At 36.8% G+C, this 14,806-nt stretch carries 16 protein-coding genes; 6 read left to right on the forward strand and 10 right to left on the reverse strand.

Going from position 1 to position 14,806, the window contains the following annotated elements; all coding sequences use genetic code 11:
• Positions 1 to 50 precede the first annotated feature (50 nt).
• Both LJC66_RS03955 and LJC66_RS03960 read right to left on the reverse strand, forming a co-directional pair.
• Positions 51 to 1,319, reverse strand: coding sequence for a dicarboxylate/amino acid:cation symporter (locus tag LJC66_RS03955; protein WP_230931828.1), 1,269 nt, complete (start codon positions 1,317 to 1,319; stop codon positions 51 to 53).
• A gap of 147 nt (positions 1,320 to 1,466) precedes the next feature.
• A complete protein-coding gene (locus LJC66_RS03960) occupies positions 1,467 to 2,525 on the reverse strand; it encodes a DctP family TRAP transporter solute-binding subunit (protein WP_042451772.1) in 1,059 nt (352 codons plus the stop codon).
• Positions 2,526 to 2,633: 108 nt separating this feature from the next.
• Between LJC66_RS03960 and LJC66_RS03965 the strand changes: the two genes are divergently transcribed.
• The 4 genes from LJC66_RS03965 to gdh all read left to right on the forward strand — a co-directional run bounded on the left by LJC66_RS03965 (position 2,634) and on the right by gdh (position 6,784).
• Entirely contained in the window at positions 2,634 to 4,202 is a 1,569-nt protein-coding gene (locus LJC66_RS03965) for an ATP-binding protein (protein ID WP_195695288.1), read from the forward strand.
• 12 nt (positions 4,203 to 4,214) lie between these two features.
• Positions 4,215 to 4,901, forward strand: coding sequence for a response regulator (locus LJC66_RS03970; RefSeq protein WP_195695287.1), 687 nt, complete (start codon positions 4,215 to 4,217; stop codon positions 4,899 to 4,901).
• Between the two features lie 219 nt (positions 4,902 to 5,120).
• Complete coding sequence (locus tag LJC66_RS03975) at positions 5,121 to 5,981, forward strand: RhaT/GlcU family sugar-proton symporter (protein ID WP_028407570.1); 861 nt, start codon at positions 5,121 to 5,123, stop codon at positions 5,979 to 5,981.
• A gap of 17 nt (positions 5,982 to 5,998) precedes the next feature.
• Positions 5,999 to 6,784, forward strand: a complete 786-nt coding sequence (gene gdh, locus LJC66_RS03980; RefSeq protein WP_195695286.1) for a glucose 1-dehydrogenase — start codon at positions 5,999 to 6,001, stop codon at positions 6,782 to 6,784.
• Between the two features lie 32 nt (positions 6,785 to 6,816).
• Here the strand turns inward: gdh and LJC66_RS03985 are convergent, their stop codons facing one another.
• The 6 genes from LJC66_RS03985 to LJC66_RS04010 form a co-directional block, all read right to left on the reverse strand.
• On the reverse strand, positions 6,817 to 7,395 hold the full coding sequence (locus tag LJC66_RS03985; protein WP_230931829.1) for a ferric reductase-like transmembrane domain-containing protein: 579 nt from the start codon (positions 7,393 to 7,395) through the stop codon (positions 6,817 to 6,819).
• Entirely contained in the window at positions 7,370 to 8,293 is a 924-nt protein-coding gene (locus LJC66_RS03990) for an FAD:protein FMN transferase (RefSeq protein WP_230931830.1), read from the reverse strand. Before LJC66_RS03990 ends, LJC66_RS03985 begins: the two co-directional genes overlap by 26 nt.
• Before the next feature lie 12 nt (positions 8,294 to 8,305).
• Entirely contained in the window at positions 8,306 to 8,665 is a 360-nt protein-coding gene (locus tag LJC66_RS03995) for a hypothetical protein (RefSeq protein ID WP_230931831.1), read from the reverse strand.
• Positions 8,666 to 8,907: 242 nt separating this feature from the next.
• Positions 8,908 to 9,375 (reverse strand): DUF2178 domain-containing protein, encoded by a 468-nt coding sequence (locus LJC66_RS04000; protein WP_230931832.1) that lies wholly within the window; start codon positions 9,373 to 9,375, stop codon positions 8,908 to 8,910.
• Positions 9,368 to 9,586, reverse strand: a complete 219-nt coding sequence (locus tag LJC66_RS04005) for a helix-turn-helix transcriptional regulator (RefSeq protein WP_050689280.1) — start codon at positions 9,584 to 9,586, stop codon at positions 9,368 to 9,370. Before LJC66_RS04005 ends, LJC66_RS04000 begins: the two co-directional genes overlap by 8 nt.
• Positions 9,587 to 9,734: 148 nt before the next feature.
• Positions 9,735 to 9,917 (reverse strand): YolD-like family protein, encoded by a 183-nt coding sequence (locus LJC66_RS04010; protein ID WP_013081871.1) that lies wholly within the window; start codon positions 9,915 to 9,917, stop codon positions 9,735 to 9,737.
• A 393-nt stretch (positions 9,918 to 10,310) separates the two neighbouring features.
• Between LJC66_RS04010 and ltaS the strand changes: the two genes are divergently transcribed.
• Positions 10,311 to 12,239 carry a lipoteichoic acid synthase gene (gene ltaS, locus LJC66_RS04015; protein WP_230931833.1) on the forward strand — a complete coding sequence of 643 codons (1,929 nt, stop codon included), beginning with the start codon at positions 10,311 to 10,313 and terminating at the stop codon, positions 12,237 to 12,239.
• Positions 12,240 to 12,315: 76 nt separating this feature from the next.
• Here ltaS and LJC66_RS04020 read toward each other — a convergent pair whose 3' ends face one another.
• Positions 12,316 to 12,516, reverse strand: a complete 201-nt coding sequence (locus LJC66_RS04020) for a YolD-like family protein (RefSeq protein ID WP_074893948.1) — start codon at positions 12,514 to 12,516, stop codon at positions 12,316 to 12,318.
• 229 nt (positions 12,517 to 12,745) lie between these two features.
• Positions 12,746 to 13,216 (reverse strand): GNAT family N-acetyltransferase, encoded by a 471-nt coding sequence (locus tag LJC66_RS04025; protein WP_230931834.1) that lies wholly within the window; start codon positions 13,214 to 13,216, stop codon positions 12,746 to 12,748.
• A gap of 111 nt (positions 13,217 to 13,327) precedes the next feature.
• On the opposite strand from LJC66_RS04025, the gene pdxR reads away from it, so the two are divergent.
• Positions 13,328 to 14,725, forward strand: coding sequence for a MocR-like pyridoxine biosynthesis transcription factor PdxR (pdxR, locus tag LJC66_RS04030; RefSeq protein WP_308280719.1), 1,398 nt, complete (start codon positions 13,328 to 13,330; stop codon positions 14,723 to 14,725).
• Positions 14,726 to 14,806: the final 81 nt, after the last annotated feature.

A 14,806-nucleotide genomic window follows, 5' to 3' on the forward strand; every position in this document is an offset into this window, starting at 1 on the left:
ATTCGTCTTTAGATTGGATTCGTTTCGCTATGTCTCAACTTCTTTTTTTATTATTTAGCTAATGGAGGTGCGGAATTAACGTCTTGTATCGTCTCTACAGGAGGATGAAATTCATTTTCCATTTTCGATACAACTACAGTTGCTACACCGTTTCCAATTAAGTTCGTAATAGCACGAGCTTCTGACATAAAGCGGTCTACCCCGATTAACAGCGCGATTCCTTCAACTGGAATCATCGGGAATGCAGCAAGCGTAGCTGCTAGTGTAATAAATCCAGAGCCAGTAACTCCGGCAGCTCCTTTAGACGTTAGCATTAAAATACCAAGCAGCGTAATCTCTTGCATTAACGACAGGTCGACTCCATACGCTTGAGCGATAAAGATAGCAGCCATGGATAAGTAGATGGCTGTTCCATCTAGGTTAAATGAGTAACCAGTTGGAATGACAAGTCCTACCACAGATTTTGAACATCCGTACTTCTCCATTTTGTGCATCATTTTTGGCAGTGCAGATTCCGAAGAAGACGTACCTAATACAAGTAGAATTTCTTCTTTAATAAAAGCAATGAATTTAAAAATATTAAATCCATAAATCTTAGCAATGCTTCCAAGTACAAATACAATAAATAAGAACATAGTAATGTAAACAGATCCCATTAAGAAACCGAGTTTTTGAAGAGAGCCTATTCCAAAGTTACCGATCGTATAAGCCATCGCTCCAAACGCCGCAATAGGTGAAAGTTTCATAATCATATTAACAATGCCAAAGAAAATATCTGTACAGCGTTCAAAGAATGTAATGACAGGAGCCGCTTTTTCGCCGAGTGTAGCTGTAGCCATTCCAAATAGTACGGCAAAGAATAAGATTGGCAATAATTCACCATTTGCCATTGCGCCAAATACGCTGTCTGGAATAATTCCCATGATAAACTCCATAAAGCCATGCTCCGCTTCAGCTGCTTGCTGCGTATATTGAGTAACATCAGCTCCGTTTGCGCCATTGATATTAAAGCCAGCCCCAGGTTTAATAAAGTTTACAACGATAATTCCAATTGCTAAGGCAAAAGTAGTGACAATCTCAAAGTATAAAAGAGCTTTACCTCCAATTCGTCCCACTTTCTTTAAGTCTCCCATGCTTCCGATACCGATGACCACTGTTAAGAAAATAATTGGGGCAATCACCATTTTGATTAATTTAATGAAGATATCAGCCAATACTTTTAATTTAGCTCCAAATTCAGGAAACATGAAGCCAATTGCAATACCAAGAAGGATACCGATAACAACTTGAACAGTTAGATTTTTAAAACTTAATTTCATACGTAATGCTCCTTTCGAGAGTGTTTTTTTGTTAACGCTTACATTATTCTTATCCTTATATTAACTGATAATTTTAACTATTTATATTTCTGGTGATAATGTTCTTTTTGGTCATTTTGGTCAAAAAAAGTGATGAACATCTAGTCATCACTTTTTGCTTTCGATATTTTTTATTTGCTGAATGATATCAAGCGTTTGTTTTGTTGCATTGTTTTCAAACGATTGATAAAGAGAGTTAAACTGTTTTTTCCATTCGGCTTTTTGTAAATCATTTAAGTAATAAACGCGCATGCCAGATTTATTTTTTATTTGCTGCAGCTGTTCATCGTTCATCATTTTTGATTGAGTCCAAATCCAGTTAGTTGTTTCTACCATTGCATCACTTAATAGTTGTTTTACATCTTCAGGGAGGCTGTCCCAATACTTTTCATCCATTAAAACAGCATAGCCCAAGTATCCATGGTTGCTGATGGTCATATATTTTTGCAGCTCGTACAAACGTTTTGAATAAATATTAGAAATGGTATTTTCCTGTCCATCAAATTCCTGTCGTTCAAGGGATTGATATACTTTATTAAACGAGACAGCCTGAGGCTTAGCGCCAAGAAGTTCGAATTGTTTTTTGATTACTTCACTTGGCATAATGCGAAACGTTTGACCTTGAAAATCTGCTGGATGGAGCAAAGGTTTCGTATTGCTAGTCATTTGTTTAAAGCCGTTGCTCCATAACGCAAGCCCTTTAATGTTTTTCTCTTGCAGCGTACTCAACAAATCCTGTCCGATTTTACCGGTAAACACTTGTTTTGCCTCGCTGTAATCATCGAAAATGAAGGGAAGATCAAAAAGTTGCCACGTAGGGGAGAGGTCGCTTAGCTTTGAAATGGAAGGTGCAATCATTTGTACATCATTTCGGCGAAGGGCGGCAAGTTCTTCGTCGTCTGAATACAATACACCGTTTGAATATACTTCAATTTTAACTTTACCATCCGATTTTTGATTAACGATTTCAGCAAATTTTTGAGCGGCTAAGCCTTTTGGAGTGTTTTCGGCTACAACGTGGCTAAAATTAATCACAATTTGCTTATTTAATCCTTTTTGCTCATCGTCATGATACACGTTATCCTGATTTATAACCGTATACTGCAAAAAAACATAGATCATCAAGAAAACGCTGACAATGATACTTGCCCCTATAAACATCTTCAAAATGTCCAACCCCGCGATTCGATAATTTTTCTCTACAAATATTTTAACACGCAATTTCTCAACGTGGTAAAATTAAAATAAACTTCAATCAGCAGTAGGTGTTCCGCTATGACGCGCTTATCCATGCAAACGAAAATGACGGGGTTAATCTTTTTTATCGTGGTCTTTTCGTTGTTTTTAGCAAGTATCGTGGTGATTAATAATTTTGTACAGTCAAAAGAAAATGATTTAGAGCAAAGGGCTTTAATCACTTCGAGAACAGTTGCTGAAATGCCTGAAATTCGAGAAAAAATTGAAAAAGATAGCAAGAACATTAATCAAATTGTAGAGCCGATTCGCATTATTCACGGTGCTTATTATGTAGTGGTTATGAATATGAATCATGAACGTTTGTCTCACCCTTTGCAAAGCATGATTGGAAAAATCTCTAAAGGAGATGATGAGGGACAGGCGTTTGCAGAACATACCTATACCGATAAAGCAAAAGGAGAAGGCGGAATGGTCATTCGCTCTTTTGTGCCCGTTGTGAACGATCAGCATGAACAAGTAGGAGTAGTTGTCTCAGGCTATCTTCTTCCGAAATTTACAGAGGTCATTTTAAGTTTAAAAAAAGAAATCTTTCTTATTTCAGGTCTTGCTCTTTTTTTTGGAGGGTGGGGAGCGTGGGCGCTTGCATCTCGTATCAAAAAAGAGATGTTTGAGCTTGAACCTCATGAAATTGCTCGTTTGTTCGTAGAACGAACGGAGACCTTTAATGCCATGCATGAAGGAGTCATTGCCATTGATAAAGAGGAGAACATCACTATTTTTAATCATAAAGCGAAAATTATGATGGATGTACCCGATGAGGTAATTGGAAAAAAGATCTATGATGTGATTCCAGATACAAGACTTCCAGAAATTCTGCAGCTTAATCAGCCTGTTTATAATCGAGAGCTTCAAGTTCGAAATTTGAATATTTTAAGCAATCGTGTGCCGATTAAGGTTAATAATCACACAGTCGGTGCGGTCGCTATTTTTCAAGACCGAACGGAAGTTAAAAAATTAGCTGAAGAGTTAACAGGAGTTAAATCATTTGTAAGCGCTCTTAGAGTTCAAAACCATGAATACATGAATAAACTTCATACGATTGCAGGGCTTATCCAACTTGGAAATAAAGACAAGGCTCTTCAGTATGTTTTTCAAGTGTCTGAACAGCAAGAAGAGCTCACCCAATTTCTTCATAAGCATATCAAAGATGAAAGTATATCGGGATTGCTGTTGAGCAAAGTCAGTCGTGCCAAAGAACTTGGAATTGAGTTAGCTATCGATCGCCACAGTGAGCTTCACTCATTTCCTCCTTACCTAGATCATCATGATTTTGTGATTATTATCGGTAACTTAATTGAGAACGCTTTTGATTCATATCAACATTTGGAGCATCGTGAACGGAAGATCTATATAAGTATGGAACAAAATGACGGGATTCTTTCTATATTAGTTGAAGATAACGGGTGTGGCATGAATGAGGATCAAGTAGAGAGAATCTTTGATGAAGGTTTTTCAACCAAAGCAAAAGAAAATAGAGGAATTGGTTTGCATTTAGTAAAACAAATTGTTGAAAAAGGAAACGGTCAGATCGAAGTAGAGTCAGAATTAGATGTTGGAACGACTTTTATCATTACATTCTTTTTATAGGGGGAGTGGGAAATGAATAAAAAAGAATGGACGGTGCTTCTCATAGAAGACGATCCTATGGTACAGGAAGTGAACCGCCAATTTATTGAACAAGTTGAAGGGTTCATCGTTATCGCTGCAGCTTCGAATGGTTTAGAGGGTATGCAGCTCATTAAACAGCATCAGCCTGATTTAACGATTATTGATATGTATATGCCTAATCAAGATGGCTTAACTACCTTACAGCAAATTCGAGCAAATGGCTATAAAACAGACGTGATAGCAGTTACGGCTGCAAGTGATATTGAAACCGTACGGAAAGTTCTTCAATACGGAGCGGTGGATTATATTATGAAACCGTTCAAGTTTGAACGAATGAAGCAAGCGCTTGAGCAGTATCGTTCGTTTCAAGTTAAAATAAGTCAAAAAGAACATATTACTCAGTCTGAATTAGATTCTATGCTGTTTCAGCAATTCGAAGAAAAAGCCGATTTGCTTCCAAAAGGGCTAAATGCGGTTACGCTAAGGAGGATACAACAATATCTTTCCGAACAAAATCATCCAATTTCTGCTGAAGAAGTGGCGGACGGCGTGGGAATTGCGCGTGTGACGGCAAGAAGGTATTTAGAGTTTTTAGAACAGGAAAACGAGCTGAAATTATCAGTTGAATACGGCAGAGTGGGGAGACCTATTAATCGCTATATGTTAAAAATAAATTAAATGATACAGAACAGCTTTTATTTGGAAAAGCTGTTTTTTTGCGTTAGAAAGTATATCTTTTTCTCTCCTAGAACAAATTAAGGTATACAGTTTTCGCTATCTAAAGAATATTTCGTGCGGTCATTAATTCATAAAATGTCCCTGAAAAAGGATTAATGGCGGAAAAATTGGGGAATATGCACTTTGACATTTAATTTTAGCACAGGAAGGTTTTGAAACATGGACATATTTTTAGCCGTCTTACCAGCCATATTTTGGGGAAGCATTGTTCTTTTCAATGTGAAACTAGGCGGAGGGCCTTATAGTCAAACGCTTGGAACCACATTGGGAGCTTTGATTTTCTCTATCGGTATTTATATTTTTGTACACCCTACGCTTACACCTTTAATCTTTGGGGTTGGAGTTGTATCGGGGCTATTTTGGGCAGTTGGACAAAGTAATCAGCTGAAAAGTATTGATTTAATTGGAGTTTCTAAAACGATGCCTATTTCAACTGGGCTTCAGTTAGTTTCCACTTCATTATTTGGAGTAATTGTGTTTCACGAGTGGTCTACAAAAACTTCAATTATTCTTGGTGTGCTCGCTCTTATCTTTATTATTGTAGGGATTGTTTTAGCATCACTTCAAAGCAAAGAAGAGAAAGAGGCTGAAGAAGGAAAAGGAAACTTCAAAAAAGGAATTGTTATTTTATTAATTTCAACCGTTGGTTATTTAGTTTATGTTGTAGTAGCCCGTCTATTTAATGTAGACGGATGGTCGGCTTTATTACCTCAAGCAATTGGTATGGTTATTGGAGGAGTATTGCTGACGTTTAAGCATAAGCCATTTAATAAATATGCAATTCGCAATATTATCCCAGGTCTTATTTGGGCCGCTGGTAATATGTTTTTATTTATTTCGCAGCCTAAAGTAGGCGTAGCGACAAGCTTTTCGCTTTCTCAAATGGGAATCGTCATTTCAACATTAGGCGGGATCATCATTTTAGGTGAGAAGAAAACGAAGCGTCAGTTAGTTGGGATTATTATTGGAATTATACTGATCATCATAGCAGGAGTCATGTTAGGGCTCGCCAAAAGCTAACTAGGAGGGTATTAACAATGTATAAAGATTTAGAAGGAAAAGTAGTTGTCATAACAGGTTCATCTACAGGTTTAGGAAAAGCAATGGCGATTCGTTTTGCGACAGAAAAAGCCAAGGTAGTTGTGAACTATCGTTCGAAAGAAGAGGAAGCTAACAGCGTTTTAGAAGAAATTAAAAAAGTTGGCGGAGAGGCAATTGCTGTCAAAGGTGATGTAACAGTTGAGTCTGACGTTATCAATTTAGTTCAATCTGCTATTAAAGAGTTTGGAAAGCTAGACGTTATGATTAACAACGCAGGGTTAGAAAATCCGGTTTCATCTCATGAAATGTCTTTAAGCGATTGGAATAAAGTCATTGATACGAACTTAACGGGAGCTTTTTTAGGCAGCCGTGAAGCGATTAAATATTTTGTAGAAAATGATATTAAGGGAACAGTTATTAACATGTCGAGTGTTCACGAGAAAATTCCTTGGCCGTTATTTGTTCATTACGCAGCAAGCAAAGGCGGAATGAAGCTCATGACCGAAACACTTGCATTAGAATACGCTCCAAAAGGTATTCGTGTAAATAACATTGGGCCGGGAGCGATTAATACACCGATTAACGCTGAGAAATTTGCTGATCCTGAGCAGCGTGCAGATGTAGAAAGCATGATTCCAATGGGATACATCGGAGAGCCCGAAGAAATTGCAGCGGTTGCTGCATGGTTAGCTTCTTCAGAGGCAAGTTATGTAACAGGGATTACGCTCTTTGCTGACGGCGGTATGACACAGTACCCATCATTCCAAGCAGGACGCGGATAAGAAAAAACGCACTCTATCATAGAGTGCGTTTTTTAGTTTTCCTGAGCTTTTTTTTGGTTCTTAGGAGCTGACTGGTGTTGAATTCGTAAAAAAAGCAAAATCAAAACGATGCAGCCAGTGATGCTGTACATCCCGAGAATAAGCGGCTGCTGTGTATCTGTTCCAGAAGTAATGCCGTGATACAGTGCAAGCAAATAGCCTGGAAAAGCAAGAAAATGAATGGCTTTCCATGTTTTTCTCCCCAGCTGTTTTATAAAATCGGATGTGAGGATCAGTACGAATAAAATGTAGAGTGAAATAGTACCAAGACCTGTGCTAATTGGTTTGTAATCGGAAGTGAACGGAATTAAAATGTCAGAAAGTGAAAAATGAATAGATTGATCAAATGATAAAACAAGTCCGTGAATCATACCAAATAATAACCCGAACCACCCTGATGATTGATGAACCAGCAAAAGCTGTTTTTTTCGTTTTGGTTTAAAAAATGAAAAGCTGTGAGAAATGCCAGCAGCAACCGATACAAACATTAATAAATAAGAAGTTAAGCCGGCTGCCCGAATGGTATTCCAAACGGGAAAGTGGGCACTAAATTGCGCGAGGAGAGTAGCCATAATGGTATACCTGACCTTTCACATTTTTTTCGATTAACACCTTGCCTTCTTTTGTAACCGCAATGACCTCTAAAGAAGGGTGATGCGTTTTAGCTAACCTTAATCCGGCGTCCCATCCGAGAATAAGTATGCATTTTGCATAGACTTCAGAAACGGTCAAGTCTTCTGAAACGACCGTTGCTTGCAGAAGCTCTGATGAACTAGGCTTGCTGATTCTGCCGTCAATAATATGATGGTGAGTGTGTCCGTTTACTTTCCACAATCGCTTGCCCACACTGCTTGTGGCAATGCCACTGTTGCTCTTTACTTTAATACTCCTAAGATTTTTTGATAAATCAAATGGATGAGAGAGCGCAATAGACCAGTGCTTACTAGCAGGCCCCCATGTTACAATATCACCGCCTCCATCGATTGCCCCAAGTGAAGTTCCTTTTTTCTTTAATTGATTCGCCATTTGCTGAATGCTCCAACCTTTTGCGATTCCGCCTAAATCCAGACCGACATTAGAAGCAACCTGAATACTTCTCATTCCTTTGTGAATCATAATAGGGTTAATAGTATCAAAAGCTGCTACTTCTTGAGGAAGCTGATTGCTAGGCAGTTGTTCAAAACTTTGGTCATATCCTAGAGTTTGAATAGAATGATACAGAAATGGGTTGAAAATTCCGTTTGTCTCATTGTAATAGTAAGAGGCTGTTTTTACAGCTTCATACAACATTTTTGACGGTAAAAATAATCTTCCGTTCAGCGAATTAAGCTGTGAAAGTTCGCTTGTTGGAAGAAAGCGGCTTAGGGTTTCTTCTACAAGATAACACCAGCTTTCCACTTTTTGGCTGACATGTGTTTCAAGCTGGTATACATTAAATTCGGTATTCATTGCTTTAAATGAGTAGCTCATTACATCACATCCTTAAGAAGGTCTTGATTGCATAGAAGAATCATCGCTATTGCCCCAATTATCCTGACTATTTCCGGAATCATCATTAGACCACTGATCTTGCTGGCTACTTGAGTCATCGTCTGACCATTGATCACTTTGTTCACTAGAACTGTCATTTGACCATTGATCTTGTCCGTTAGTTCCATTGTCCGTATTGGAGTCAGATCCTGAATCTGGAAATAGGTCCGTCTCATCTTCCGTTTGAGTTTGAGATGAATTATCGGCTGATGTATCGTTATTTAGTGCTGTAGTTGTTGAATTTGTTTGATCATATTTTTGAGAAAGTCCTATAAAAGTGGTAAATGCAGCAACGCTCGATAAACCAACCATCCATTTTGTTCATTTATTAGCTGCCATTGATATGCTCCTTTTATCTTTCATATTTTGCAACTGAACACTGAAGAAAAACTGCAGTGGAAGGTAACATACATCGTTCAATTGTTATAGTTCAATATAGACAGAGAAAATGAAAAAATAGTGAAATAGATGTAGGTCGGATTATTTTTGTGGGGGAATTAAGTGAATTATTAGATTAAAAAAGGGTTGTTCTAAAAAGAACAACCCTTTTTTAATCACCGATAAATCTTACTAATTGATACGTAATAAACCGTTAACTGTACAAGAGAAAGAAGCAAAAGAACGGCAATGGGATAGAAGCTAAAAGAATTAGGTAACAGCGGATAAAAAGCTATTAATATAGCACCTATAGGAATAGAAAATAGGAGGAAAACAAAGGCTTTTTTACAAGCTTCTGCTGTTATCATCTTTTCACGTTCATCTTCTTCTGCAAATTCAAAAGGAAATAATAAAGGCGAAACGTTCTTTGTCTTTTTACGCGCGCGGTAGTAAAAAAATGAGACGATTAAAAGAACAATTAAAGAAGCAAAAGAGCCTATAGACATAGTAATTTCCCAAGGGGGTTCAGGGTGGGTCATAACTTCACTAAATTGAATATTTAGGCTTAAAAAATCGTATAAAAACCAACCTACGCATAACAGAGACACTACATTCAATAAATAAGATTTAATAACATTACTCAATATCTTTCTCCTCCTTTTGAAGTCTAAAAACATCTTCCATTTTTAATTGAAAGACATCACAAATTGTTAAACCAAGTAGTAGGGAAGGAACGTAATTTCCCTTTTCAATAGCTGCAATGGTTTGGCGAGTGGCTCCAACTTTTTCAGCTAAATCTCCTTGCGTATATCCATGTTTAGCTCTAAGCTCTTTTACGTGATTAATAAGAGTCAATATGATCACCCGCTGCCTTTTTAATAAATTTGTTAAGTTGATTTAACATTATGTAAAGTTAATTTAACATCAATTGGATGATTTTTCAATAATCAATGGATAAAAAATACAAAAAAGATCCTAGAAGAATTCTTCAGGATCTTTTTTGTTAATAAATTTCTTTAATGCCAGACAAACGAATGGAAAAAATATTTTGTTTTTCATCTCGTAGGGAGAGGGTTTGGTCGGTTAGGTTTAAATTTTGGATTTTTCCTTTGAAGGTTTGAAGCAGGCCATTTTCGTAATAATTCACGGTTACATGTTTGTTTTTCTTTAACGCTTTTAAAATCATTTATTCATCTCCTTTCATGTGTGCATCTGTTATGAAAAGAAAGCTGTGGCTTAAACATAAGAATTTGGAGAATGCTCAAGGCAGAATTATTATTATACAGCAAGATGAGAATAGTTTGTAGATAAATTGTGAAAAAATGCACAAGTTTGCAGTACGGGTGTTGCAACAGAATACAGTATATGAGGGGATAAGAGGTTTTATGATAAAAAAGGTGATTTTAGTTTATTTATTTATGGGTATTAGGTAAACTAGTAGATGAATTTAAAGAATCTATCTATAGTTGTGAAGGCTAGGATTTCATTTAATTTTCATTTTCTATGAGTATAATGATAAAGGTTTTCTATATGTTCTTTGTGAATCTACTCATAAACTAATCGAGAAAGGAAAATCAAAATGAAGCGAATCGTTTCTAAGCCGCTGCACTATTTCATATTAGCCGCTGTTTTAATGTGGATAAAGTCGTACGTGGCTTATAAAACTGAATTTAACTTAGGCGTAAGCGGCGTAATGCAGCAAATGCTGCTGTTCATAAACCCTGTGAGTTCAGTGCTGATTTTTTTAGGAATCGGCTTATTTTTTAAAGGAAAGAAAGCAGGAGCTTGGATTCTTGCAGGCAGTTTCATTATGACGCTGCTGTTATACAGCAACATTCTCTATTATCGTTTTTTTAACGATTTTGTAACGCTTCCTACACTATTGCAAACAAGTAATGCAGGAAGTATGGGCGGAAGCATTATGGATTTATTAAAAGCGCATGATGTTTTTTATTTTGTTGATTTTATTATTTATTTTTTCTTCTTTTTTAGTAAAAAAATTGACTGGCATAATGAAAAAGTATCGGTTAAGAATGCTGTAACCATTCTTTCTTTAGGATTCATGGTCTTTTCTGTCAACTTAACATTAGCAGAAATTGATCGCCCGCAGCTTCTATCTCGAACTTTTGACCGCAATTATTTAGTAAAGTATTTAGGGGCATATAATTATACGATGTATGACGGTGTTCAAACTGCTCAAAACTCTAAACAGCGAGCTTTTGCAAGCAGCAATGATTTAACAAACGTCGTTAATTTTAAAAACAGTCACTATGCGGAGCCTAATTCCGTTTATTTTGGAAAAGCTAAAGGGAAAAATATTATTAAAATTCATTTGGAATCATTTCAGTCTTTTTTAATTGATTACAAATTAAATGGCCAGGAAGTGACACCTTTCTTAAATTCATTGGCCCATGGAAATGACTTTACGTATTTTGATAACTTCTTTCATCAAACAGGACAAGGAAAAACATCAGATGCTGAGCTGATGATGGACAACTCTCTATACGGCCTTCCTCAAGGTTCTGCCTTTGTACTGAAAGGAAGCAATACGTATCAGGCAGCACCAGCTATTTTAGATCAAAAAGCTGGCTATACGAGCGCTGTGCTTCACGGAGACTATAAGACGTTTTGGAACCGTAACGAAATTTACAAGCAGTTCGGTGTGGATAAGTTCTTTGATGCAAGTTATTACAATATGACGGGTGAAAATAAAATTAATTATGGCTTAAAAGACAAACCGTTCTTTAAAGAATCTGTTCCAATGCTGCAGTCTTTACCACAGCCGTTCTATGCGCATTTAATTACGTTAACAAATCATTTTCCATTTTTACTTGGAAACAATGAGGCAAGCATCCAGCCGGCTAACACGGGCGATGCAACAGTTGACCGCTATTTCCAAACGGCTCGTTATTTAGACGAATCATTGCAATCTTTCTTCCAAGAACTGAAAGCTTCTGGGCTTTATGATAATTCTGTGATTATGATTTATGGAGATCACTACGGTATTTCTGAAAATCATAATGCAGCAATGGAAAAAGTAATGGGAAAAGAAATTACGCCTTATGAAAATGCTCAGCTGCAGCGTGTACCTCTATTCATTCACGTTCCTGGAGTAAAAGGCGGAGTTAATCATACGTACGGTGGAGAAATTGACGTTGTGCCAACTCTTCTTCATTTAGTAGGGATTGACAGCAAAGAATTTATCCAATTTGGTACAGATTTATTTTCTGAAAATCATGATGATGTAGTGGCATTCCGTAATGGCAACTACGTATCTCCGAAGTATACATTAGTGGATGGAACGTATTATGATTCTAAGACGGGCCAAGCGCTTAAAGAAAATAATCAAATGAAAGCTTATAAACAGAAGGTAGCGAAAGAACTGGAGCTATCTGATCAAGTGCTTTATGGAGACTTACTTCGTTTCCACAAGCTGAAGGATTTCCAAACAGTCGACCCTTCTAAATATATGTACGGGAAAGAAGAAACAGAAACATCAGCTAAATAAAGCTAAAATCAAAAGAACATGATGACTTCTGCAAAGCAGAATGAGCATCATGTTCTTTTTTACTGTAAACTATTCATTAATAAATTTCTTTAATTCCCGATAAGCGAATAGAGAAAGTATTTTGCTGTTCATCTTTTAATGAAAGCGTTTGGTCTGTTAAATCTAGGCGCTGTACTTTTCCTTTAAACGTTTGAAGCAAACCGTTTTTATAATAGTTAATTGTAACGGCCCCGTTTTTTCTTAATGCTTTTAAAATCATTTTCAAAACTCCTTCCATATTTAAAATGTGTATGATTAACGAGCTGTAACATTCATTTTCATTTGCATATTTTTATTATACACAAAAATAGAAAGCGTTTTCACTTAAAGTTTGAACACTTTGTGAAAACTTTAACAGAGAATGTGACAAATACATACAGAAACTGATTTATTTGTCGTATTCATCATAAAACACATTTATGAAAGGAGTGTTAAGAACGTGTTAAAACTTTATGGATGGAAGAATATTATAAAATATCGTTTGAAATGTCGTAGTGAATCCATTCATCGTTCGTTACATTTCCGCCCATTTTTCTGTACAGCGTTTGGGCTCTTGTATTATCATAAGCCGTTTCCCAAGACATAGCTGCATACTGATGTTCTTTCGTATACTGGTGACTAATCGAAAATAACTTTTCCCCAATTTTTTGTCCTCTTGCTTTTTCTATAACGTACAAGTCATTTAAAATCGCTACAGGCTTCACACGCGTGGTGCTAAATGTAAAATAAAGCGTTGAAAAACCTACTGCCTCGTCATTTTGAGTCGCGATAAACTGAACGCCAGCATCCGGATGGTGAAACAAGTGATTAATCAAATTTCTCAGCTGCTTTTTGGTAGGCTGAGGGCGCTTGTAAAAATCAACAATGTATTCGTTCATTAATGAAATAAGTGCTTCCATGTCATCAGCATTAGCTTGACGAATTGTAATAGTAGTCATTAAATCTTCTCCTTTTTAATCAGATGACCTACACTTATAGTAAAAGAAATGTATCTCCTCTAAAAGAGCCAGATTTGAAAAATAAAATAGGGACAGATGAAAGGAGCTAGCGTGAAGTTCACACCTTTATTAAACCGCAAGGATGATATACCTTTGTATCACCAGCTATATGAATATATAAAAAAAGAAATTGTATCCAGCAGGGTAGAAGTGAATGACAAACTGCCTTCTATCCGGTCTCTTGCTGATTACTTAAACGTAAGTCGAAATACTGTAGATATGGCCTATCAGCAGCTTTTAGCTGAAGGGTATGTAGAAAGCAGGCCCAAAAGTGGACTGTACGTAACGAATACACGGTTTGATTTACTGCAAACAGATAAAAAGCCGACTGTATTTTCACACCCTCACTCAGAAACAAAGTCGTGTACCTATGATTTTCGGTATGGAAAAGTTGATAGCCGTTTGTTTCCCTTGAATGAGTGGAAAAAACGATACAATGAAAGTCTTCAAACTTATAGAGAAGCGCTGTTCACGTACCAAGAAAGTCAAGGAGAAGAATCACTGCGTGAAGAAATTGCGACTTACCTTTATCAGTCAAGAGGAGTGGTTTGTTCAAAACATCAAATTATTATTGGAGCAGGTACGCAGCAATCACTCAGTTTATTAGCGCAGATGTTAAAGAAAAGCATCAGAGATATTGCCTTTGAAAATCCTTGCTATGACGGGGCTAGCTTTGTATTTAAACAGCATGGACTCTCATTAAAGTCCGTGTCGCTTAACAGCAAAGGCATAAACATTCAAGAGCTTTATGATAGCCAAGCACGAGCTGTTTATGTCACACCGTCTCATCAGTTTCCATACGGAATGATCATGCCTGTTTCAAGAAGAATAGAGCTTCTTGAATGGGCGAATGACTGCAATGGGTTTATTATCGAGGACGATTATGACGGAGAGTTTCGTTATAAAGGAAGTCCCATTCCTTCATTGCAAAGCTTGGATTCGAATGGTCGCGTCATTTATACAGGTACATTTTCAAAATCTTTTATGCCTTCTTTAAGGATCAGTTACCTTGTGTTACCTGAAGTTCTTCTAAAAACATATCATGAACGTTTCTCTTTATACGAGCAAGCTGTTCCAACTCTCCATCAACAGACGCTCGGACTGATAATGAAAAATGGAGAGTGGAATAAGCATTTAAGAAGAGTGAGAACTGCTTATCAACTGAAACACAGTACTCTTTTAGCAACTTTACAGAAAGAGTTTAACGAAAACATTACGATATCAGGTGAATTGGCAGGTTTGCATATACTTGTACGCGTGCACAACGATATGAACGAACAGCAATTAATTAACGCAGCTCGAAAGCAAGATGTCTCCGTCTACGGTACCTCTCGTTATTGGCTTACGGAAGTACCTAAACAAAAGCCTCATATTTTGTTAGGCTTCGGAAGTTTGAGGAGAGAAGAAATAGAAGAAGGAATAAGGCGGTTAAAAAAAGCTTGGTTATAAATCCATGCTTGTTTTTTCGGTTTCTTGACAAAAGTTGCCTAGTCCTTTAGACTTTTTTGCATATATTTTAAATTATCTGAA

This window comes from Priestia sp. TSO9 (assembly GCF_021029645.1).
GTDB classification, from domain to species: domain Bacteria; phylum Bacillota; class Bacilli; order Bacillales; family Bacillaceae_H; genus Priestia; species Priestia megaterium_E.